Annotated in this window: 24 protein-coding genes and 1 pseudogene; 5 read left to right on the plus strand and 20 right to left on the minus strand. The window is 38.3% G+C overall.

The window, feature by feature from the left end; translation table 11 throughout:
- Window positions 1-757: 757 nt before the first annotated feature.
- On the plus strand, window positions 758-2953 hold the full coding sequence (katG, locus tag BUB11_RS17685; protein ID WP_073031084.1) for a catalase/peroxidase HPI: 2196 nt from the start codon (window positions 758-760) through the stop codon (window positions 2951-2953).
- 239 nt (window positions 2954-3192) lie between these two features.
- On the opposite strand, the gene BUB11_RS17690 is transcribed toward katG, so the two are convergent.
- The 4 genes and pseudogenes from BUB11_RS17690 to BUB11_RS17705 form a co-directional block, all read right to left on the minus strand.
- Window positions 3193-3900, minus strand: a complete 708-nt coding sequence (locus BUB11_RS17690; protein WP_073031085.1) for a hypothetical protein — start codon at window positions 3898-3900, stop codon at window positions 3193-3195.
- A gap of 236 nt (window positions 3901-4136) precedes the next feature.
- Window positions 4137-4496 (minus strand): cupin domain-containing protein, encoded by a 360-nt coding sequence (locus BUB11_RS17695; protein WP_073031086.1) that lies wholly within the window; start codon window positions 4494-4496, stop codon window positions 4137-4139.
- 27 nt (window positions 4497-4523) lie between these two features.
- A complete protein-coding gene (locus BUB11_RS17700; RefSeq protein ID WP_073031087.1) occupies window positions 4524-5207 on the minus strand; it encodes a vitamin B12 dependent-methionine synthase activation domain-containing protein in 684 nt (227 codons plus the stop codon).
- A 257-nt stretch (window positions 5208-5464) separates the two neighbouring features.
- Window positions 5465-5572, minus strand: a pseudogene (locus tag BUB11_RS17705) (BlaI/MecI/CopY family transcriptional regulator); the annotation flags it as partial.
- A 322-nt stretch (window positions 5573-5894) separates the two neighbouring features.
- Between BUB11_RS17705 and BUB11_RS17710 the strand changes: the two are divergent.
- On the plus strand, window positions 5895-6305 hold the full coding sequence (locus BUB11_RS17710) for a YidH family protein (RefSeq protein WP_073031088.1): 411 nt from the start codon (window positions 5895-5897) through the stop codon (window positions 6303-6305).
- Window positions 6306-6317: 12 nt separating this feature from the next.
- On the opposite strand, the gene BUB11_RS17715 is transcribed toward BUB11_RS17710, so the two are convergent.
- The 4 genes from BUB11_RS17715 to BUB11_RS17730 form a co-directional block, all read right to left on the minus strand.
- Window positions 6318-6461, minus strand: coding sequence for a VanZ family protein (locus tag BUB11_RS17715; RefSeq protein WP_084110376.1), 144 nt, complete (start codon window positions 6459-6461; stop codon window positions 6318-6320).
- A gap of 86 nt (window positions 6462-6547) precedes the next feature.
- Window positions 6548-6991: a hypothetical protein gene (locus BUB11_RS17720; RefSeq protein ID WP_073031089.1), complete on the minus strand. Its 444-nt coding sequence runs from the start codon at window positions 6989-6991 to the stop codon at window positions 6548-6550.
- A 287-nt stretch (window positions 6992-7278) separates the two neighbouring features.
- Window positions 7279-7647 (minus strand): hypothetical protein, encoded by a 369-nt coding sequence (locus BUB11_RS17725; RefSeq protein WP_073031090.1) that lies wholly within the window; start codon window positions 7645-7647, stop codon window positions 7279-7281.
- A 5-nt stretch (window positions 7648-7652) separates the two neighbouring features.
- Entirely contained in the window at window positions 7653-8129 is a 477-nt protein-coding gene (locus tag BUB11_RS17730) for a hypothetical protein (protein WP_073031091.1), read from the minus strand.
- A gap of 587 nt (window positions 8130-8716) precedes the next feature.
- Between BUB11_RS17730 and BUB11_RS17735 the strand changes: the two genes are divergently transcribed.
- The gene (locus BUB11_RS17735) at window positions 8717-9277 is read left to right on the plus strand and encodes an RNA polymerase sigma factor (protein ID WP_242947593.1); all 561 of its coding nucleotides are present in this window, start codon (window positions 8717-8719) and stop codon (window positions 9275-9277) included.
- Window positions 9274-10014, plus strand: coding sequence for a DUF4367 domain-containing protein (locus BUB11_RS17740; RefSeq protein ID WP_073031093.1), 741 nt, complete (start codon window positions 9274-9276; stop codon window positions 10012-10014). Before BUB11_RS17735 ends, BUB11_RS17740 begins: the two co-directional genes overlap by 4 nt.
- A gap of 252 nt (window positions 10015-10266) precedes the next feature.
- Here BUB11_RS17740 and BUB11_RS17745 read toward each other — a convergent pair whose 3' ends face one another.
- The 7 genes from BUB11_RS17745 to BUB11_RS17775 all read right to left on the minus strand — a co-directional run bounded on the left by BUB11_RS17745 (window position 10267) and on the right by BUB11_RS17775 (window position 16171).
- The gene (locus BUB11_RS17745; protein ID WP_143187646.1) at window positions 10267-10902 is read right to left on the minus strand and encodes an ABC transporter ATP-binding protein; all 636 of its coding nucleotides are present in this window, start codon (window positions 10900-10902) and stop codon (window positions 10267-10269) included.
- A 2-nt stretch (window positions 10903-10904) separates the two neighbouring features.
- Window positions 10905-13082 carry a hypothetical protein gene (locus BUB11_RS17750; protein WP_073031094.1) on the minus strand — a complete coding sequence of 726 codons (2178 nt, stop codon included), beginning with the start codon at window positions 13080-13082 and terminating at the stop codon, window positions 10905-10907.
- A 173-nt stretch (window positions 13083-13255) separates the two neighbouring features.
- The gene (locus tag BUB11_RS17755) at window positions 13256-13603 is read right to left on the minus strand and encodes a lactococcin 972 family bacteriocin (RefSeq protein ID WP_073031095.1); all 348 of its coding nucleotides are present in this window, start codon (window positions 13601-13603) and stop codon (window positions 13256-13258) included.
- Between the two features lie 81 nt (window positions 13604-13684).
- A complete protein-coding gene (locus BUB11_RS17760) occupies window positions 13685-13909 on the minus strand; it encodes a hypothetical protein (protein WP_242947594.1) in 225 nt (74 codons plus the stop codon).
- 60 nt (window positions 13910-13969) lie between these two features.
- Window positions 13970-14083: a cyclic lactone autoinducer peptide gene (locus BUB11_RS17765; protein ID WP_073031096.1), complete on the minus strand. Its 114-nt coding sequence runs from the start codon at window positions 14081-14083 to the stop codon at window positions 13970-13972.
- 766 nt (window positions 14084-14849) lie between these two features.
- A complete protein-coding gene (locus tag BUB11_RS17770; RefSeq protein ID WP_073031097.1) occupies window positions 14850-15599 on the minus strand; it encodes a hypothetical protein in 750 nt (249 codons plus the stop codon).
- Between the two features lie 20 nt (window positions 15600-15619).
- Window positions 15620-16171 carry a C39 family peptidase gene (locus tag BUB11_RS17775; protein ID WP_073031098.1) on the minus strand — a complete coding sequence of 184 codons (552 nt, stop codon included), beginning with the start codon at window positions 16169-16171 and terminating at the stop codon, window positions 15620-15622.
- Window positions 16172-16488: 317 nt separating this feature from the next.
- Here BUB11_RS17775 and BUB11_RS17780 point away from each other — a divergent pair, with 317 nt between their 5' ends.
- Window positions 16489-16875, plus strand: coding sequence for a DUF4367 domain-containing protein (locus BUB11_RS17780; RefSeq protein WP_073031099.1), 387 nt, complete (start codon window positions 16489-16491; stop codon window positions 16873-16875).
- An 82-nt stretch (window positions 16876-16957) separates the two neighbouring features.
- On the opposite strand, the gene BUB11_RS17785 is transcribed toward BUB11_RS17780, so the two are convergent.
- From BUB11_RS17785 to BUB11_RS17800, 5 genes are all read right to left on the minus strand, one after another.
- Window positions 16958-17398, minus strand: a complete 441-nt coding sequence (locus BUB11_RS17785; protein ID WP_073031100.1) for a hypothetical protein — start codon at window positions 17396-17398, stop codon at window positions 16958-16960.
- A gap of 397 nt (window positions 17399-17795) precedes the next feature.
- Window positions 17796-17927 (minus strand): hypothetical protein, encoded by a 132-nt coding sequence (locus BUB11_RS28835; RefSeq protein ID WP_282434021.1) that lies wholly within the window; start codon window positions 17925-17927, stop codon window positions 17796-17798.
- Between the two features lie 112 nt (window positions 17928-18039).
- A complete protein-coding gene (locus BUB11_RS17790) occupies window positions 18040-19932 on the minus strand; it encodes a M56 family metallopeptidase (protein WP_073031101.1) in 1893 nt (630 codons plus the stop codon).
- Window positions 19925-20320: a BlaI/MecI/CopY family transcriptional regulator gene (locus BUB11_RS17795; RefSeq protein ID WP_084110379.1), complete on the minus strand. Its 396-nt coding sequence runs from the start codon at window positions 20318-20320 to the stop codon at window positions 19925-19927. Before BUB11_RS17795 ends, BUB11_RS17790 begins: the two co-directional genes overlap by 8 nt.
- A 120-nt stretch (window positions 20321-20440) precedes the next feature.
- Window positions 20441-23023, minus strand: coding sequence for a RyR domain-containing protein (locus BUB11_RS17800; protein WP_073031102.1), 2583 nt, complete (start codon window positions 23021-23023; stop codon window positions 20441-20443).
- Window positions 23024-23069: the final 46 nt, after the last annotated feature.

Consider the following 23069-nt stretch of genomic DNA (forward strand, 5'->3'; position numbering starts at 1 on the left):
CCAAAATTTATTCTTCACTATATCGCCATATCCTCCTGACTTCAAATATATTTCCACCTGTAACTAAGATCAAGCTCCAAAGGTCTCAAATCTACCATCTCTTGTACCCAAGCATTAATTACCGAGCCCCCCTTCATGTTGTACCAAAAGAGCTCTTCATTTCGTTCATTCTGGGAATAAAGGCTCTAATTTTGCCCATGATTTTTACATCCCTGGCAACCTGTGTCCCGGAAATTCCAAGTTGATTAATTTCATGGTTATTGACATCGATTCTTACATCCTGATCAGGAAGGCCCTAATTGTTATATCCGCTACATTTGGAAGTTCGAAGTTGATAACTTCGTTTTTTTTTAACCCGATTTTGCTGTTTTTTTCTTCTCCACCTGAATGTTTTGTTACATACTTGTTTTGAATTTTCATTATTTTTTATTGTCATCCGTGTCATCATATTATATAATGAATTATATTATAATAATTACAATTTTAGACCGTTTATTATAATTAAAATATCTTAGATAGCATAATTCAAAACGAAACAAACCTATGGTTTCTTAGTTGATGTACTTAAAAGCAAACTATAAAAAAGAAGCAAATCATTTTTTTCACACATGCAAGCTACACCATCATGTTTATGGCATCGTTGTCAAGGCCAAGGCTGGAAGTATTTTTCTTCTTTCGGGGAAAATCTCTATCCTTCCCTTGATAATCCAGATATGCAAACTTATTCAATAATTTTATTATCCGAGGAGGGGACTTTATGGATGAAAAAGGCAAATGCCCAGTAACAGGCAGAACGAAAAATGCCACTTCAGGCGGTGGTACTTCTAACAGAGACTGGTGGCCGAATCAGTTGAACCTCAAGATTCTTCATCAGAATTCAAACTTGAGCAATCCCATGGCTTCAGAATTCAACTATGCAGAAGAATTCAAGAAGCTCGATCTGGAAGAGCTGAAGAAGGACCTATTTGCATTAATGACCAATTCGCAGGATTGGTGGCCTGCGGATTATGGTCACTATGGGCCTCTCTTCATCCGGATGGCCTGGCACAGCGCAGGCACGTACCGCACAAACGACGGCCGCGGCGGCGCGGGATCCGGCACCCAACGCTTAGCACCCCTCAACAGCTGGCCCGATAACGTGAACCTCGACAAGGCGCGCCGTCTGCTCTGGCCCATCAAGCAGAAATACGGCAGGAAAATTTCATGGGCCGACCTGATGATCCTCGCAGGCAATTGCGCCATCGAGTCAATGGGACTCAAACCCTTCGGCTTCGCCGGCGGACGCAAAGATGTATGGGAGCCGCAAGAGGACATTTATTGGGGCTCTGAGGCCGAGTGGCTTGGCGACAAGCGCTACACCGGCGACCGGGAGCTCGAGAATCCCCTCGCCGCCGTACAAATGGGTCTGATCTACGTAAACCCGGAAGGGCCGAACGGTAACCCGGATCCCGTCGCTTCCGGCCATGACGTTCGGGAGACCTTCGCCCGGATGGCCATGAACGATGAAGAGACTGTCGCCCTCGTCGCCGGCGGACATACCTTCGGCAAGTGTCACGGTGCGGGGGATCCGGCCCATGTCGGTCCGGAACCTGAGGCTGCCGGTATGGAGGAACAGGGCCTCGGCTGGAAGAGCAGCTTCGGCAGCGGCAAAGGCGGAGATACCATTGGCAGCGGCATTGAAGGGGCCTGGAAGCCGAACCCGACTAAATGGGACATGGGCTATCTCAACGTGCTGTTCAAATACGAGTGGGAACTGGTCAAAAGCCCGGCCGGCGCGCATCAGTGGCTGGCCAAGGACGTGGCCGAAGAAGACATGGTGGTTGACGCACACGACCCATCGAAGAAAAACCGGCCGATGATGACCACGGCGGACCTCTCCCTTCGCTACGACCCGATCTACGAACCAATCGCACGGCGCTACCAGCAAAACCCCGAGGAATTTGCGGACGCTTTCGCCCGTGGATGGTTCAAGCTGACCCACCGCGATATGGGTCCGCGTTCACGTTATCTCGGTCCTGAAGTTCCTGCAGAGGAACTGATCTGGCAGGACCCGGTGCCGGCAGTCGAGTATGAATTGATTAACGAACAGGATATCGCGGATCTCAAGAGTAAAATCTTGGCTTCCGGCCTCTCCGTCTCCCAGCTTGTCTTAACAGCCTGGGCATCGGCATCTACCTTCCGTGGCTCCGATAAACGCGGCGGGGCAAACGGAGCACGCATCCGTCTTGCACCACAGAAGGATTGGGAAGTCAACCAGCCAAATCAGCTGAATGCTACTTTAGAAGTCCTTAAAAAAATCCAAAGGGAGTTCAACAATGCACAGTCAGGCCAAAAGAGAGTTTCTCTCGCCGACTTAATCGTCCTTGGCGGATGTGCGGGTATAGAGCAAGCTACGAAGAATGCCGGTCATAATGTGTTCGTTCCTTTTATGCCGGGACGCACAGATGCCTTGCAGGAGCAGACCGACGTTACCTCATTCTCAGTGCTCGAGCCGGCTGCAGATGGCTTCCGCAACTACTTAAAAACCAAATTTTCCGTTTCAGCAGAAGAACTTCTGCTTGATCGTGCACAATTGCTGACATTAACCGCTCCGGAAATGACGGTTCTGGTTGGCGGCATGCGCGTCATGAATGCCAATTACGGACAGTCTCAGCACGGTGTCTTCACCAAGAAACCAGAGACGCTTACAAATGACTTCTTCGTGAACCTCCTCGACATGAACACAACCTGGAAGCCGACATCTGAAGATGAAAACCTGTTCGAGGGCCGTGATCGCGCGACTGGCGAACTCAAATGGACCGGCACCCGGGTTGATCTCCTCTTCGGTTCAAACTCCCAACTCCGGGCCATCGCGGAAGTCTATGCCTGTGACGACTCTCAGGATAAGTTCTTGCATGACTTCGTGTCTGCCTGGAACAAAGTGATGAACGCAGATCGTTTCGACATGGCCTGAATCCTGGCGTAAACGACTTTGAGGTCTTTTGAATGGATCTGCCAACTTAAGTTGTATATATTTTCAAGGATCCTTCCCCCGATCACCGGGGGATTTTTTATGCTTATGGATTTAAGCTTATATGAAAACAAAGGCATCAGAATTTATAAGTTCCGATGCCTTTGTTTTTCATCTATTTAATTAATTACAACTGGAACGGTTAAATCTGCATTTGGAATTTGTTGTGGCTCATTTTGCCCTTATAAACTTTTGCTTTTCAAGTGCCTTATAGAAACCTCATGTTCGCCCAATATACCTTTTATGTGTTTACCTTCATCAATTTCGTTTCGGATAACCTTCTCTAGTAAACTCGTTTTTTCGTTTACATAGTGTGTAAGTGTTTCGAATTGCTGTGCAGTTTGTTCCCTCAATGACGTTACTCCCTCAGCAACCGTATTAATCTGCTTTTGTACCTCCTCCAATAGCATACGGTTTCTACCAACTTCGGATTTTATCGTACTTATTTCGCCTGATAGGTCAGATCGTGTTTGTGATATTTCGCCTGATAGATCAGATCGTGTTTGTGATATTTCGCCTGATAGATCAGATCGCGTTTGTAATACTTCGTTTGATAGATCTGCTCTCGTTTGTGAGATTTCGCTTGATAGATCAGTTCTCGTTTGTAATATTTCGCCCGATAAATCCGCTCTTGTTTGTGACATTTCGCTTGATAGATCCGCTCTCGTTTGTAATATTTCGCCCGATAAATCCGCTCTCGTTTGTAATATTTCGCCCGATAAATCCGCTCTCGTTTGTGATATTTCACCCGATAAATCCGCTCTTGTTTGTGATATTTCACCCGATAGATCCGCTCTTGTTTGTGATATTTCGCTTGATAGATCATCTCGCGTTTTCTTGATTTCGCCCATTAGTTCATTCAACATTTTTAAAACTCTTTGCTCTTCCATCTTCTTTCATTCCTTTTTATAATTATTAATCTTTCACCCTCCATTATGTGATTACACTATTGTGCATTAAAGTTAATTTCTTGCCTTCATCTTATCAAAGATATTCATTAAATCCAACTCAATTCTTTCAACGGACCGGTCAAATCTTCCTCACCAGACGCGGTTGCTATGGTGTCAGTTAAACTTGGCCTCATCTTTTTATAGACTGGATTTTTATTGATTAAGAACAACCCTCACTAAATTCTTTCAAGTTTCTCAACGGTTCTTTCATTTCTTATACCTCCAGTGTTCAATGTTGTTTTTGCTTCAATTAACATGACCTGTACTTCTTCTTCAGCAACAGGCATATGTTCGATTCCTTTTGGAATAATAAGAAATTCTCCTTCATTTAATATAACATCCTTATCCCTAAACTTAATAATCAACAATCCTTTTAGAACATAAAACATTTCATCTTCTTTTTCATGAATATGCCATAAAAATTCACCCTTGAGTTTGGCAATTTTTACATAGGATTCGTTGACCTCGCCTAATATTTTGGGACTCCAATAATCATTAAAAAGATCTAATTTCTCACAAATATTAATTTTATCCATTTTCATATCCCCCTCGAATAGACGTTATTATAATGCATACTTCTTAGTATATAGTTTTTCATCATAGGGAGCCTTTCTTCCAGGACAGGCTCCTCTAGGACATAGCATACAATTCTCATAGTTAGTTTCTGTTGGAAAAAATATGCCTGATACTGATTTAATAGGTGTCATCAGAAAACTAGACTTAAGTTCCACCCCAATTAATTTCTCATGACTGTCAAAGAGTTGAAAAAGTTCCTTTTGTTGACTAATGGGCCAGTCTTCTAAAGAACCTGGATTCATATTGGCCATTTTATCCAGTTCAAATTTATCCTTTAACTCCTTTGTAAGAGCAGTCCTTGCCGATCTCAACGCTAATTCCTTAATTGTATCCAACCAAAACATTTCCAGCATATCTGAGAAGCCTTTTGACCAATTCTCTAATTCATGCCCACAGGTAGCAACATATGGGAACACCCTGTTAACGTTATCCAAATTGACTCGTAAGATACGACTGGAGAACTTTACACCATCAATAACAACCGTATCATCCTTTTTATCTTCTATGTATGATAACTTATATAGAACCTTAAGATTTGCATTTTTTTCGGCCTCTTGGACAAGTTCTTCTATCCGTTTTTCATATTCAGTCCCTTTTTTGATACGCAATCTGTTAAGTAAATCTTCAAAGTCTAAGTCAAATGGAATATTTTTTATTACAATACAGTTCAAGTAACAGCCCCCCTATTTTTTGCTTTTTTCCATAACTACTCCAGATTACACTTCAATCCTTTATTTTGTTGATTGGTTCATTTTGCTTTGCTTATCCGTATGTCTCACCAATGTTTTGAAATATTCAAGTTTTTACTCCCAAGGATAATAATACCATATAATTAAAAGCAAAAGACTACCTCGTCAAGAGATAATCTTTGCTTGTTTATCCAGAGTCGACCTACTTCCTCATTACTTACAACCATAGGCTACCACTAATCCGTCGACTGTTCTAAAGCCTTAACGATTTCATTGGCAGTACATGGAGACGACTTGAACCAACAGATCTTCATAACTTCCCATTCTGCAGCGGATATATTGGGCATATTTTTAACTAATTTTTTTGGATAAACTTGAGAAAATGTGAAAGCCTGAAGGAAACAAGTTTCCTTCAGGCTTCAACTGAACTGCAAAATAAATCTGTAAATAATATATCTTCTACATTTCTGCTTCCATCAATTACTGCCAATAGGGCTATTAGCAAGGTGTGGGTTTTATTTGTATTATCATGATAGAATATAAACCAAAAGCCAGCTGAGAGTAATGACGATAGGAATGGAGAGCAAAGGTATATTGAGCATGCATGAGAGAGGATACTTATTATTTAAAAAAGATTGAAAAATGCCTTGGAATTATGGAGGTTGTTGTATGTCAAAAATAATTGAAGAAACGAAGCCTGTAAAAGTTGGTGACCCCCGTTTTTACATGGCCAATGAAAGGACCTTTCTTGCATGGATAAGAACAGCCATAGGGATAATGGGATTCGGTTTCGTAGTGGAGCGATTCTCTTTGTTCATAAAACAAATGTCATATATTTTGAGCCAAGCTGGTTTTGAAAATGTATTACCTTCTTCCCATGGATATTCGTCAATCGTTGGAATCCTCCTTGTGGGTCTAGGCGCAATAATGAGCGTATTCGCCTATATCAAGTATAAGAAAACTGAGAAACAAATAACTGAGAATACCTATCGATCATCGTCAATACTTAATACATTGCTCACCGGTTTAGTCCTCGCAGTCGGAATCTTCCTTATTATTTATATATTTCAAAGTACATGATCTTGGAAAATTTCAATGGCAGGATTCAAACCTATTAGTTTTCTTAATTGCAGCATAAATCAGAAACCCCAGCAGCCCACCTAAAGTATTGAGGATAAGGTCATCAATATCCGTAGATCTGCCCTTAAATAATTGAAACTTAGAAGTATACATCATCAACAAGTCAAATGCGTACGCGGGAACTGCACATAAACATAATAGGATTAATGTCAACGCAATTATTTTATATTAATTATCTTTCATTATTTTTTTGCCTCCTTAACTATATGATCAGTTTTAATCGGTTTTTCTTTTGATATATCAAATTTGTGAAGAGATATAGTTCCATCGGAGTGCTTAATTGCTATTGAAACTTCGTTTTCTCCGATGAAATAAATCGGGATATAATCACCTATTTTGAACCCCCCTTCATCGGTTAGCTTAAGAAAAGTACGTATTGCTTTACTTTTTATATCTTCGGGTAAGCTGGTACTTTTCTCATTTAATTCACTCGAAAAATGAGGTTTAACTTTATTAGTATCTATATCGAAAGTTTTGATAGCTGAAGCTTTGATTGTGTCTTCTACATCTAAATGTTTAACTTTTTCAGTAGAAAAAACACTACTGACATTTCCAAGCAATAGTACCGCCAAAGTTAATACTCCCACACTCATTGTAAACCATTTGAATATTTTCTTTTTATTCATTTGTCATTACCACACCTTTCTATGAGTTTCTTTCGAGCTGACATTTTTTGTCGTTAGGCGTAGGTGTTTATAGCAAAAACTGGCAGGGCTGTAAATCCGGTTAGGGGTAAAGATTCGCTCCGATAACAGTGAAAAAAATACGCTTGCCATGGCTTGTTGAGCCGGAGGAAAGCGTATTTTTGTGTGGAAAAGGCAGTTGACCATTTTGCCGTGGGTGAAGCCTTCTTCATCACTCGTTTTTTCTTTGTTTTCAAACCGCTGAGTACACTTTTGGGAGGCAAATAACATTATTCATTATATATTTCACGAGTTGTATTGGTAATATCATTCTCTTGAATCCAGCCTATGTGATATCCACGAATGGTCCAATTCTGATACCCAGTTGGGTTATTACAACCTATATCTCCCTGTGCCCAAGAAGAATCAGAATCATGGTCTTCGTCTACTATAGAGCCATCTTGAAAAAGATAACTATCTATTTCATAAGAGTCGTAACCTGAGCCCGTAGTATATGACAAACCACCTATATATGGATTTGAAATTCCAGTACTAGTGAACTGGGATTTACAAGTTAAAGATAATGCGTACGCGGGAACTGCACATAAAAACAATAGGATTAATGTCGATACAATAATTTTATATTTATTACCTTTCATGTATTTTATTTGACCTCCTTAACTATATGATCAGTTTGAAGTGGGTCTTGTTTTGATACATCATATTTAACGAGAGACATAGTTCCATCGGCATGCTCAATTGCTATTAAAACTTCATTTCCTCCAAAGAAATAAGTTGGGAATCTATCACCTATTTTAAGCATTCTACTCGTACCTAATGTAAACTCAGCAGCGCTTACTTTAGTTCTTATATCTTCGGTTACGCTAGTACTTTCTTTTTCTAAATCATCTGAAAAAAGAGGTTCATATTTTTTAGTGTCTATATCGAAAGTTTTAATAGCTGAATCACTAACCATTTTTTCTACCTTGAACTGAAAAGCTTTACCTTCTTTTTCTATTTCCAATTTTGATTGTTCAGTTTTTGCATAAACAATGTTTCCAACCAATAGCACAGTTAATAATGATAATACGCCCGCACTTATTGTAAGCCGTTTAAATATCTTTATTTTCTTTTTATCCAATTTATCATTACACACCTTTCCTTTTTTTATATAACAAATTAAATAAGCAATCTACCCTCCTAACTTATTAATAGACTCTCGGCATTCGCCGAGGCAGTTGGGGCAAGGGTTTCCTCGAACCAACTTTATAGCATTCCTCCTACTTTAGTGGGAGGAATTTTGCTTTTTCATTGAGTCAAACTGGAAATTCACGAGTAATAAAAGGTTTCTAAACGACCCGGAAATGTCCAAAAAGCACTTGACTTTGGATGACCGATTTATCCTGCATTACCACTCTGCTTCAGGATGGCTATTCTGCCAAAGGACCTGAACCTCGTGATCCAGCTTCCATGCTTCGTTCCTTTCCACCTCCCTAAATAATTACTAACCTCTTAACAACTGGTTTATTTAAACCATTTTACCCTCTTATACTTATTAGACAATTGAGCCATGGAAAAAGCTTCATGAATTTTGGGAAAAATTTAAAATAGGATAAAAGTCCTATGTAAAGAAGGACTTTGGGTTCGTATGGTTTGAATTGCATTCCCTAAAAAAGGATTTGACGGCAACAATCTTGAAATAGAGGCTAATGCATTTGAAGACAGGAGGTGCGGCAGTTGTTTTTCTCTAAGGATAAGAAGAACCACCTCGATGAAGAATTATATGAACGCTGTTATCATAGAGTATTTACTGCTGTTAACTTAATCGTAAGGGACCCAGATCTTGCCAAAGACGCGGTTCAAGAAGGTTTTTATAAAGCATTCTGCAATATTAACCAGCTAAGAGAACAAACTAAGTTTTGTGCATGGGTCATGAGCATAGCCATAAATCAAGCTAAAAATATGCTGCAGAAAAATTCTCGTCAGGTGTTGACGAACGAAATGGAATTATTTAGCCAGATTAACTCCAGCGGAAACACCCCATCTGATCCGGTTAGCGATTTTGTATTACTTAAAAATGAAGTAGAAAATGTCCTAGTCGAACTTAATATTGCGGATCGGGAGATTCTTGTACTAAAGTATTTTTTAGACTACTCTACTGAAGAAATTGCAGTTGTCCTTGCGACTTCAACTCAAAATGTAAATCAAAGACTTCGTCGTGCCCGAGAAAAATACAGAATAACTGCGCTCAATAAATCATCAGCGGGTCTGGAGGAGTGTGGATTATGAGAGATGAGTTTGAAGATAAGTTAGGACAACAAATCAGGAAAGACCTTTTACGGGAAGCAAGTGAACTAGATGGGCCCCCGGTTCAAGCGCAGTGGGAAGATTATGTTAAGCGTTATGGTGTTACGAAAAAACGAAAAAACCGGTTTAGAAAAGCCACACTTACGGCAGCTGCTGTATTACTGATAGTCATTTCAGTTTCTTTTCTAAGCCCATCAACGGCATCCGCTCTTGGGGAGAGGCTAATCAACTCCCTTAAGGTTTTTCTAGGAGGAAGTCTCTATAACGTAAATACTGTGCAGAAGGGTAATCCGGCTCCTCCCGCGATTGAGAGAAATGAGCTTTCGTCCGAGAAGGAAGTTACGTTAGATGAAGTTGAGAAAATTGTTTACTTTAGCGTTGCCAAACCGCATTATCTGCCTCAGGGTACCGAGTTGAAGAAAGTCCTTCTAACCCAAGTGACGGGAGATTCGTATTCCATTAAAATGGAGTACTCTTTAAATAACCAGCCATTGAGGATAATCCAGAATAATTTAGTTGCAGGTCATAACGGGAGCTTCTTATATGACTCGGATGATGCGCAGGTTAAAAAAATCGATATCAACGGAAATGAGGGACATTTGATCAAGACTAAAGATGGAACATTAATTCTTCGCTGGGCAATGAGAGGGCTTGGGATAGAATTGATTGGTAAAATCGAAGAAGAGGAACTGATTAAGGTCGCGAGGTCAGTGACCTAGGATAATTAAAGAAATAAACGCATGTGAGCCATTGGTTAGAATGCTCACATGCGTTTTTCGCTTTTTTCGTATGATTTTAATGTTATCGGTAAAAGTATGCCCCTTTTACTACTACACAACGGTTTCTTCGGTTCAGTCCTTATTAAGGTCATTCAAACTAACACGAAAAATTATGAAAAAAGGAGCATTTGCAAGGTTGCTCTAATTTATAGAGGGAGGTACTTTTGCGGAACGACAAGTTCCGCCAAATACTTATAAATTTATTACTTTGCAACATTTACTTGCCACATAGTAATCGTGTGTAACAAGCACGATAGTTTTACCTTCACTATTTAATTTTTCCAAATAGTCTAAAATGAGATCCCGGTTTTGTTCATCCAGTGAACCGGTTGGTTCATCCGCTAAAATAATTTTTGATGGTTTTAACATTAGCCGCGCAATTGAAACGCGTTGTTGTTCTCCGCCGCTTAACTCATATATTTTCCGTTTTTCATACCCTTCCAGCCCAACGAAATTCAAAGTTTTTTTCAGTTGGACAAGCCGATCCTTTTTTGTTCCATGAAAATATTTTAAGGCTAAATTTAAATTATATTGAACTGTTTCTTCGTCAATGAGCGCAAAGTTTTGAAACAGGTAAGCAATCTTTTCTCTTAGAATTCTTGTCGATTTTGAGCTATTTGTATGAATATTTATTGCTCCATCGATAATTACATTCCCAGCATCTACTTTCTCCAGTAATCCGATAATATTTAAAAGCGTACTTTTCCCGCTGCCGCTGGGACCCATTATAGCGATAAAATCACCTTCATTTATCTGCAAAGAAAATTTGTCCAATACGATTTTATTTCCATAAGTTTTACTGACGTTATTCAGTTCGATAATATTCATTGCTAAGCGCTCCTTTTAAGATATTCGACGATTTTCTTTTTTTCAACAAAGGGCAAATAAATTAGTGTGAAGACGGCTTCAATGATATATAAACATATAGTTAGAGCAAATATTTCTTTTATACTAAAGGATAAAGTAAACCCTATAACCGATAAGAACTGAATATTTCCGAGAAATACTGCCAAGTTAAAGATTATTATCCAGCTTAATAGCATTAAAAAATAGAAATCAAAATATTTGTGGTATTTTTTATAACCATGAAAACTTTGAATGACTAGACGTTGTTTATATAAATCAAAGTAATTATAAATATTTTGCATTAACACAATAACGATAATCATAACAAGCAAGGCAATTGCCATGCCGAATTTTTGAACCATATCGCGTACGGATTTGCTCTCGGCCGCAATGGTGTCATAGACAGAGATTATTATCGGTTGATAAATATTTAAATCTAATTGAGATAATACATTCTCAACAGATTCCGCTGGTTCCAAAGCGTTATCAATTTTAATTTTAAAAGGATTACCTTTATAATTAGCAACGTACATATAATCAAAAGTGTTCATATTGGATTCGGTTTTTACATTCAGAAAAGCATCTGTCACATAATTTCCCTGATTCGGATTGACATTTATATTATAAGAAAATAACTTCTGGCCCGATTTGATCCATATTACTTTAATTTGCTGAGATTTAACAGGTTCACGAGAACCGTTTTTCCAGAAAGCTATTTTCTTTAGAATATCAGACTCGGAAGAACGATATTTATCCGGAATCAATGTAACATAATTATTATCGGTTTCCTCAATAAACACTCTGTTCCCGTCAACATCGTATATCGGATTTTCCTTTAAATAGTTGGGGTTTATAGTTACCCAATCCCTTTCCCATGAATATGAGGTTTCCTGCCTAAGCATTTTAAGCGAATCCGGGGTGAAATCTGAAAAATCAGCTAGGATAGCTTCTCTTTTATTAAAATATTCATATATTGTTTTTAGTTTTGAAATGTATTCTTCTGACGGACCATTATTAAATTGAATTTTATAACCCTTTATATAGACATAGTTTTTGGTGTCTTCCCATTGACTGTAAGAGTTGGTAAATTCATTTTTTATTGCAGTAAAATTATTCGTTATATGACTTATTAAAATTAGAAAAACAGCAACCGTTGAGATTTTTATACAATAATTGAAGAAAACGATTGCGCTGACCGGTTTTTTATTTTTCACCATATCAGAAACTTTGATTTTATTAATATGTAAAAATGGTATGGAAAAAATCAAAAAGGAAATAAAAATACCTATAGCATATATTCCTATTATCTTAAAAGTAAACTGCCAGTATAAAACATTGAATTCCTGTATTTTTATAATACTGAAAATAGCATAGGAAATAATTGCAATTACGAGCTGTAATGATAATAAGGTTAATACTTTGTTTAGCCATATTTCCTTTGTTGAATATCCCAACATCTTTTTTATGCCGATTTCTTTATATGATTTTAATATATCGTATAAAATCAATAAGATAATCACCAGATATAAGACAAGAATCGCTAAGTAATTACTAAAATGATTTCTATTTGATTCAATAATATTTAACGCCGCATAGGTCACACTGCCATTAGTTGCTTCAGAAAGGTCGCGCGTAAATGAATCAATATTAACATTTGGGTTAAATTGAACGGTACAATAACCATTATATAATTGGTTATTATCAATCATACTTTTTAATGTTTCTATTCTTAAATCATCGTTTCCTCCGAAATCGGCAATCTGCCCAATTTGCTTGGTACTGCCTGTGTTCTTTGTTGATAAAAAATAGTCGGTGTTATTGCTGAAATCAGCTTCATTGAGGAATCTTCCCTGGTTAAGCGTATAATATTTAGCAAGATAATCGGGGGTTGAGAGATATACATAATTAATTCTTGTATTATTGTCCAACCTTTTAAAAAACATATTGCCTTGATATTTTGTTAATACTATTTTAATTTTTTTATAAACATCTTCTTGCGATTGACTTGTAACTTCGGCTGGCATAAGTAGTCTATAAGTATTCTTTTCAAAATATTCAGCATTAATCATACGGCCTAATTGTTCTTTATTATTGTCATCAAAGAAGATATAGGTCGTAAAGAAAGAAATTATTATTAAAATAATAGCTATCCATTTTTTCAAACATATTCTCCCCTTTTACTAGAATTAATTGTGTTTACATTGAAACTGAAGCGTTTGCTGCGGAAAGGCCTCTTCCGAAGCCGCAGCTTCGGAAGAGATGGATAAGTTTAAAACTGTATGGGTCACAAGATATCCATTAATCATTCGCTCCTGACGGAACAATTGGGCCGAAATTACTTCGTGTTGTACCAATCGTGCTCATAAACTGAAGGAGATATTTCATCATCGGTGCATTGAACGATAACGTGATATGGATAATATAGTGTTTCAGAATTTGAGACTGAAGTTAATCCAGCCGCTTTAAAATCCCATCCATCTGCGGACTCTCCGTCTACTGCAGCATATGAACCATGATCTAAGCTGCCATGATAGTAATAAGAATACGCCATCTCATACATGTCGTCCCATTCTTGACCGTAATTCCAGTTTCCTCCACTTGGTGTTGTTACACCCATAGCTATGGTTGAAAACAACGCAATAAGGCATAACGATATTGTAAGAATTTTACCAAACTTTTTCATATTTATCCCTCCTTGTGATTTTATTTTTTTCAATTAACATATTTCCTCCAAAGCATCCGATTCAAACTTTGCTTTTTAAGCCTAATACCAATAGCTCGGCCCAGTGTAAGAAGTCTGTTCCATCAGGACACCATTCTGATAGACTGCTCCGGTTGAACCCAAACAGTAATAATAACCGCTCACGACATACCTTTCTTTAAATAAATCAATGCTGTTGCTGTTGAAAATGCTTGTCCAGCTTTTAATTGTCTGCCAGTTTCCATTGATATACTGCTGAATACTCGCAGTAACTTCTACTTTATTCAATTATTTGGAGCCAGCAATTTATTCATTGCCTCTTACATAATTGATAAGAGTGTATCTGCATTAAAATTTACGGAGCTTCTCTGCATTTTGTGGCATTTTAGGCTGATGAATGATACAAATGCAGTTTGTGTTAGCGTTTATTGTTGTTACCAATAGTCCAAAACTTGCGGCAATTGTGCCGAATTAAGAAAAAGAGCTTTCAAGACCATCACCCCCTTTCAAAATACATCGAGTACTTTCAGTAAATTTAATCAATGGGTTTACTCGTTTAACTTTCTCATAGAAACCTGGATATTCTTTTTCTTCTACTACAACGGGAACCTGTAAACAGTCAATGGTTTTCGATATTAATCTTTTTAACGGATCTCTTTTAGCATTCTACTACCAATGTTTTTTAAATATATGGTTGATATACCAGTTTACCCTCTCATACTTATTAGACAATTGAGCCGTGGAAAAAGCTTCATAAATTTTGGAAATAAATTTAAAATAGGATAAAAGGCCTATGTAAAGAGGGACTTTGGGTTCGTATGGTGAATTGCATTCCCTAAAAAAGGATTTGACGGCAACAATAAAGAAATAAACGCATGTGAGTCATTGGTTAGAATGCTCACATGCGTTTTCGTGATTTCAAAATAATGGCAATGGCTATGGCATATATACTCCCGATGTATAAGTCCAGGCAGTCTCCTTAAAGACCCGTCATAAGCATAGTGTTCAGTCGCAACTCTGTAAGTATATCCCAGAGATACTGTGTAGCTGACCATTGTAGTAAATAAATCTATATTATAACCTTCTCGACTTATAGTAACGAACCCAATTTCTCCGAATCATAAAAACAAACAATAATTAATCATCATAATTAGGTAGCACACCCTAATAAGAAGCCACTCCAGACAATGGAGTGGCTTCTTTAAATAGAACTTCAATAATGCGAACTCTATTCTTTTTGGAGCTTTAATTTCTTGTACATAAATATCCCTATTACTGTACAAATTGATAAAAGAAAGAATAATATTTGTACTTGATTGTTGTTGGAATTAAATCCACCGGAACCTCCATATCCTTGGTTTCCGTTCATTTTTGCTTCATTTACTTTGATTTTAATTTCATCGATTAATTCTCTGCCATCCTTTATTTCATTCTTTTGAAGTTTGAGGTCATCGTTTTTGTTAAAGGATAATAGCTGACTGCCTTTAGCTGTTTTACCAATAAAACCATTAATATGTAAAGCTGGTTCATCAATATAAACAAGATCTTTTAACCCTATTTCCATAGCTTTCTTTTCCAAAGTTTCATATGGAATAGCATTTTTCTCGTCATATACGCCATAGCCAACTAATTTATAAACACCATCAACTTTATCTACAACATATCTTACTCGTTCTGTAACAGGTATATACCACTTATCAGTGGAAATTAAAGCATCGTATAAATCAGTATTTGCCTCATTAAGTACCTTTTTTGCATCAAGTCTATAAACTTTGTATCCCGCATCTTGTATTTCATAAATGTCCACATCCGTAAGATTGTGTGTCTGATCTCTTTCTTCCAACATTTGATTTTGAAAACTTTTAACATCAGATCGGAAAGCTTCCAAAACATCTGCCGGCAATTTTTCCACGGCGAACACGTTTGTACTTAAAAGAAACATGAACATTAGGGTTAAGAGAAATATTTTAGTTTTCATTACTAAACCCCCTCTTTTTATTAATATACCAAATTATAATTTGTTGCGGTCCATGTCCAATCATCATTGCTAACGAAACTACTATATGTTCTAGAATTCCATCTTGGATTACTCTCCCAAGGGTCCATATAGCTCACATTATTAACATAGGCGTCTTCGTAATATCCATAAATCGTCATCATGTGACCTTGGAATTCCCACAAGGGGGACCATGCAATTGATGCTATAATGGGGGCATAATTATTTATATCATCTTTGACATTAGTCCAACTAATATTTCCTACCGTCCAATCATTGTCCACATCCCAGTGCTCTAGGCCAGACTGAACTTCCCAAGGCCATCCGGCTTCGTCAACAGGTGAGCCTTTGACATAAGTCACAAACTGATTTTGTGTAACTCCAAGGCTTTGATAATTTAAAGCACATACACTACTAGCTGCCCAGCACCAATTATCTTCTTCTTGTATTGTACCAGGTACATTTAGGTAAAGTGATCCAGCAAACGCCGAAGTTGTTAATGTAAACACTAATAATAGTGAAGTAAACAATATAATACTAACTTTTTTCTTCATACTATCTCCTCCAATAATAATTTTTTAGATAAATATCTAGTCCCTCATTAACTTCCTCTCCACCTCCCTAATAATTAATTATTATTGACCTCTTAACAACTGGTTTATTTAAACCAATTTACCCGCTATACTTATTAGACAATTGAGCCATGGAAAAAGCTTCATAAATTTCGAAATAAATTTAAAATAGGATAAAACCCCTATGTAAAGAGGGACTTTAGATTAGTATGGTTTGAATTGCATTCCCTAAAAAAGGATTTGACGGCAACAATCTTGGAATAGATGACTAATGCATTTGAAGACAGGGGGTGCGGCAGTTGTTTTTCTCTAAGGATAAGAAGAGCCACCTCGATGAAGAATTATATGAACGCTGTTATTATAGAGTATTTACTGCTGTTAACCTCATCGCAAGGGACCCAGATCTTGCCGAAGACGCGGTTCAAGAAGGTTTTTATAAAGCATTCTGCAATATTAGCCAGCTAAGAGAACAAACTAAGTTTTGTGCATGGGTCATGAGCATAGCCATAAATGACTCGGATGATGCGCAGGTTAGAAAAATCGAAATCAATGGAAATGAGGGACATTTGATCAAGACTAAAGATGGAACATTAATTCTTCGATGGGCAATGAGAGGACTTGGGATAGCGTTGATTGGGAAAATCGAAAAAGAGGAACTGATTAAGGTCGCGAGGTCAGTGGCATAGGATAGTTAGAGAAAAAAACACAAGAGAGCATTTGGTCAGAATGCTCTCTTGTGTTTTCGTGATTTCAAAATAACGGCAATGGCTATGGCATGTATACTCCCGATGTATAAGTCCAGGCAGTCTCCTTAAAAGACCCATCATAAGCATAGTGTTCAGTCGCAACCCTGTAAGTATATCCCGGAGATACTGTGTAGCCGACCATTGTAGTAAATAAATTTGTATCATAACCTTCTCGACTCACAGTGTCTAGAGTAACCCACGAGCCATTATTGTTGTATTGAAGATGAAATTTCACACCAACAATGTCAGTGACCTTATAAGTCAATGTTTCACCGTAGATGCTAACCTGATTGTTCCCGGCATTTTGAATACTGCTGTACCCGCCCTGAATAAGCTGTAATGCTTCAATGCCACTTCCTCCATCGATGGGGTTTGATACAGATGATTCTGGGGACGCAAGTACGGGGCTGGATCCAAACAACATTACGGCAACGAATAGAAATGTTAGAGCTAGTTTTTTCATGATTTTCATCCTCCTAGTAATAATTTTTTATCCTTATTACTTAGACAATTAAGGAGGAGGATTTTCTTCATTAAATCCAGAAAAATTCCAAATAAATTATTGTAAAATAGTCAGTCGTTCAAAATCAACTCTGCGCTACAGTTGTATCGTTTGCTTTTTCGTTCCTTTTCAGTGCATATTGCCCCCTTCCCCTATATTTGTAATGATTGAGGTTAAAGTAACAAATTATCTAAAAGGCCCTATAGCTAATGTAGTTGGTTCTTCCCTCTATAATGAAAACTATACATCCTGTATGTAATTGACAACGGACCGTAGCAGGTAATTCACAGTTGCTCCCAATTCATGTCTCATTATTACAGCTTTGAATAAGCTTGTAAAATTGATGCTGCCGCTTTCTCTACTTAGATTCCTGCACAGTCGAATAAATCATACATTCCAAACCATTCTCAGGGATTGTAAACTTACCAGCTGGCAAATTATCATTGTGGGTTTTACGCAGTTTAACTTCAGTTCCGTCAATTTGTTTCATATCAAAATCAGAGTCAGCGTTAACACCGGAGTCTGTTCTCCGAACGTGTGGTCTCCTTTACCTATCTCTACATCTAAAAATGATGCTCCTGCTGCAGTGTCGGTTTGTTTGCTTACGGTTCCGGCGTTATTGCCGAGGAAATTGGTTCGTAAACCTGGAGAGGACTATTCTTTAAAATATTTTCCACTTCTTCAAAGCCTGTCGGAAAAGCAAAGTTGTAACGTGCAGGTAGGGCGAAAACGTATTTGCTGTTATGAGCAAGTTCGCTTGGTCCGATAGGTGCCGCTCCAATATGAAAGTCTTCCCGTAGAAGGGAATTCCATTGGGCACGTGTAAATATCATAATCGGAATATCCTGTCGTTGGTTTTGTGCGGTCCATTGAGGATGCCGGATGGAAAGCAGCGGTCCGGTTTCTACAATTTCTCCTTGTGAACCTTCCAAGCTTAAACCTTCCCAAGTAGCGGTGATTATCGAATTGCCTTGCCAACTCTCCGGCAAAGAAAAATTAAAACCATATTGGGGATTTTGGTACTCCCTAGGGTTAGCTTCCTCGTAGGCACCAAGTTTGACCTCAGTAATCAGCCAGCGATTCTCGACTTTCCTTACCCTAAGATCAATTGGCCGCTTGGCGGCAACACCACCATTTTGCATCTCCACACTCGTTATCTCTAAGATTTCGCCCTTCACGTCATACTCTGATGATGATTTCTGAATGCTTAGAATCTCTATTCGATCCGGCCATGGACTCGAAACCACCCTGCCCGGAACATCCTGAAGATCTTTTTGCCATGCCGACAAAAGCTCGGGGGATACTAGATCTCCGTAGTTCTCTTGGATACTTTTGTTTACGTAATCTCTAGGCGCTGTAAGGGAAACCATCTGAAGTTTTTTACCGAAATTCTCGACCAGACTGATAACTTCTGCTTCAGCACCTTCATCCTGAGTTTCGGTTATACTTGCACCGGGACGGATATCTTCGCTCTTGGTAGGTGCCCCTGTAAGCAAAACAGTTCCGGCAATGATCACTACAGCACCCGCAGCGAAGGAAGCTATATAAGAATATTTCCGTCCGGTTAAGACGTTTTTCACTCTAGCCTTTAAATTTCCCTCCGCAAACGACGATACGGCTACAACAGGCCTGCGTTCCCCCACACAAGAAGCAACATCGAGTAATGCTCTGGCGTATTCCCTGCGCCTTTCGCTTGAATAGTTTTTGACAACCGCACTGTCACACGCCCGTTCCCCGTCGTTTTTCAGCCAGGCGAAGGACAACCAGACCACCGGATTAAACCAGTAAACCGATTTAAGCAGGAACAAAATAAGATTGACCACGTAATCCCTGCGTTTGATATGCATCAGTTCGTGGGAGAGGATTGCTATGATCCTTTCATCTGTAAGGTTCTTATAAATGCGCTCAGGCAGGATAATCACAGGCTTGAGAAAGCCAAAAATAAACGGTATCTCAAAGGACCTCGTGATGCAAACCGAGGCTTTGCTGCGCATCTTAAGGTCAGATTTGCACTTTTCCAGCAGAGCCAACCGTCTGTCATCAGGTTCTTCCACTGTTACCTTAAGGATTCTGGACGTTTTGATGTAGGAGAATAACAACACGGCGAACATCACCAGGATACCGAGAACCCAAATCAGCGCTGCGACATTCCAGAGGTCAAGCCCGTGAGCAGGGACAGCTAGTTCTGGAGTTAAGATTGGAGGCTGCTGATTTGCAGGATTGATCAATACACCGGTTGTCATTGGCGGCAAAACCGTATTGACCTTATCAATTACAGGGACAGGAGCAACTTGATTAAACAATGTAAACAGGCTAAACATACTCTTGATATCAAAAGGAATCACCAATTTGAGCAAAAATACAAACCATATTCCGTAATGAAAGGAAGGAGACAGCCGTTTGCCGCATACTACTTTTATGAGCATAATTGCCACAGCCACAACGGTTGCATACAAGCTGATGTTCAGTACCCCTTTGAAAACGCTCTCAAGCATTGTCATCCCCTCCTTTGACCGTTTTGTCGATCAAATCTCGGAGCTTTTTTAACTCCCCATCGGACAGAACCCGATTTTCAATAAATTGAGCAAATAACTGATTGAACGAGCCTTGATAAACTCTGTCGATAAAGGACTTTGTTTCGCTGAGTAGTATTTGATCGCGTCCAAAAAGAGGAAGACATCTAAAGCCCGGCTCCCTCCGCTCAATCACACCTTTCTCAACAAGGCGTTTGATAAAGGTGTAAGTAGTATTCTTAAAATGAGCACCGTTTTCCGGCCTTAGGAAATGAGCTGCAATATCCACAGCTGACATTTCCCTGTTCTGCCAGATAATCTCCATAATTTCAAGCTCGCGTTCTGTGACCTTTGGAATTTCCTGTTGCATTTATCCCCCTCCATTCTACAGCATTAGTATGCAATATCATTCTAACTCTGTAGAATAAGAAATGTCAATAGGCTTTACAGAACGCTATATCGCCTCCCCAAAGGCTCTTTTTGGGGAAAATTAAAGTGCAGTCTCACAATAAGAAAGAAACTTGAGTCGTTCTATCTTAAAATTTGAATTTGCCAGGATTTCTGGCCAAAATTTAATCGTTACAATTAATTCATTTCTGTCATTGTCGGATAATTTTTTCCAAGGTACTAGTAAAGGGTGTAATTTTTTCTCTTCATCTATAATAGCATCTAGTTTCCAGCCAGCTTCCTTTTTTTGAAGTAACCAGCGTTCATGCTCATATTCAGCTAAAGCAATTAATTCACGTTCTGTAAAGGTTACAGCTTCGAGTTTTTCCTTAACAGAGATAATATCGTAATCGATCCTATGCAAAGCATCAGGAATATGCTTTATTTGTTCGTAGATAGACTCTTTCTGTTCATTACAAAGAGTTTCCCAGGATTTTAGGCAATTTAATTCTGATTCATTCTTATCTTTGTTGAGCAAAGTATGCCTATAAAGATCCATTGCCAAACTTTCAAATTTCTCACTATAGAAAGCATCATGCATTAAACGACGTAAAAATTGTTCTTCATCAACATGTAATTTCAACTGTTCTTTAGAGGGCAAATGTGATTGCTCCCATTTTTTACTGTCGGTTAGCATACTCATCTCTAAAATGGCTTCCATTGATCTGGATTCATGTTTATATCGTGTAACTTTGAGCATTGCTCGTAAAATACCATTATCTATTTGAGCTTGCCCTCGCTCATTTAATAGATGAGGTACTTTGCGTTCCAGTAGTGATCGCAATAGCATTGCTCTACGAACAATGAATAATTGATCCTTCTGTTCATCTGTTTGATTAGGTCCGAGAATATTTACGTACCCTCTTAGACGACTTACAAAGTCTGGACCTTTAGCACTTTGAAATTTTTTTAGAAATTGTTTATGTTCCAATTCATCCGCAATATCCTCTCCGCCAAATTCTTGGAATGTACTACTGGTACCACCGGCAAAGACAAAAATAGCTTTTCCGATAGGATGAATAGAATCTCCTTCTTTAAATTCCCCATCCTGCATAGGTGCTAGAAAATATTTTAACCAACCTAGATTTCCTTCAAAAGCCGAATCAAATTCGTCAAAAAAAACTAACGGAACCTTTCCCTTCAGGCAAAGGTCTCGGACTTTATGGAAGGCAGCAAATAAGTCTACCAATGATTGAAATTGAGATAAATTAAAATTTAATTGATCCATTAAATCTGGGGCAATACTTGAAGCCACTTCTGCTACCCCAAAGGATTTCCCGGACCCTGGTGTTCCAAATACAGCAATGCACAGCGGACGAACCGTATTTTTGGTAGAAATATACTCCGTCATTAGGTTTTTGATGCTTCTATAACCCTCAATTTCCGCCCTGTCCACTGTTTTTAATTTGCCAAATTGGGCTATGGGGATATACTTGAGGGCACTTTTTTCTCCACTTTTGACGATATTATAAGCTATGTCTGCTAAACTACTGGAACTTTTGTCTTTAATAATATACCAGTCAGTCTCACAGATTGAAGAATTATTTGTATCACGTATCAGTACATCTTGAATATGCTCTTTACAGACAAAATCATTTTCGGCTTCCTTAAAGATTAAAGGATTGGGAAAAGCACTTTCCTCAATAGTTTCACCAAAACCATAAACAAAATATTTTTGAGCAGCAACAATGCCTTCGCGTATACCTTCCCCTATTGATTTACTAAGTTCTTCATTATTACAAATTCCTGTAGCTATATTACGGGACAGCGCAGCAACAAAGCAAGAGGTTAATCCAAACATTTTGCCTTGATTGTCTTTGATAAAACCTCCTTCAACTTCATAAGTTAAGAAATACAATTGAGATTCCGCTACTCCTTTATTTTGATAATATATCGCACCTTCAAGGCCAAAAGGCACTATAAGGTGATGACAGTGAGCAAGGAAGGCCAGGTCGGGGTTATGATTCATTTGCCACACAAAATCCTGGGCCGTCTTTTCCCAAGAAAGGCTTTTACTAATATTTACTCCTTTTGCTCGTAAATCATCACTATTGATAACGACAATGGTATTTTGAATATGAAAATCTCTTATATTATGCCAAAGCTTACTTGAACTGGTAGGATGATTCACCTTATAGATTACAATAGGTGATTTTCCAGGTGTTTTTATTGCTAAAGGCCAGAATTCTTCGTTAGCATTAAAACCGTTATTCTCATCATCTAATATGACCATATCTGCATTTTGGTCATCATCTATGATCGGTAGTAACATAGGCCTACAAGAGGTCAGTCCTGTAAATCCAAGATAGCGGCTGATGCGGTATACTTTATGATTATCATTTTTATTGAGGGTTTCAGGAAAAAGCTCTAACTCTACAGTAGAACGAAGAAGTTCTTTGGGCAACGCAGCTTCTAGGTCTTGAATTTGCGGTGAACTTATTGAAGCCTGAGTTGCAAGAGTTACAAACTTTGACAAAAGCAGTGCCTCACCATTTTTAAAACTATTGTGAACATGTGGATAAGACTGCCAATTCAAACCCTTAGTACACTGTTGATCAGTTCTCCACTGTAATAAATTTACACATATATCTCCTGATACGACAATTTTAAAGCATTTGTTTTCCATTGTTCTAACTCCTCGTATAACATTAGAATAATTCTAGTTTGCATCA

Origin of the sequence: Desulfosporosinus lacus DSM 15449 (genome assembly GCF_900129935.1) — a bacterium.
Taxonomy (GTDB): domain Bacteria; phylum Bacillota; class Desulfitobacteriia; order Desulfitobacteriales; family Desulfitobacteriaceae; genus Desulfosporosinus; species Desulfosporosinus lacus.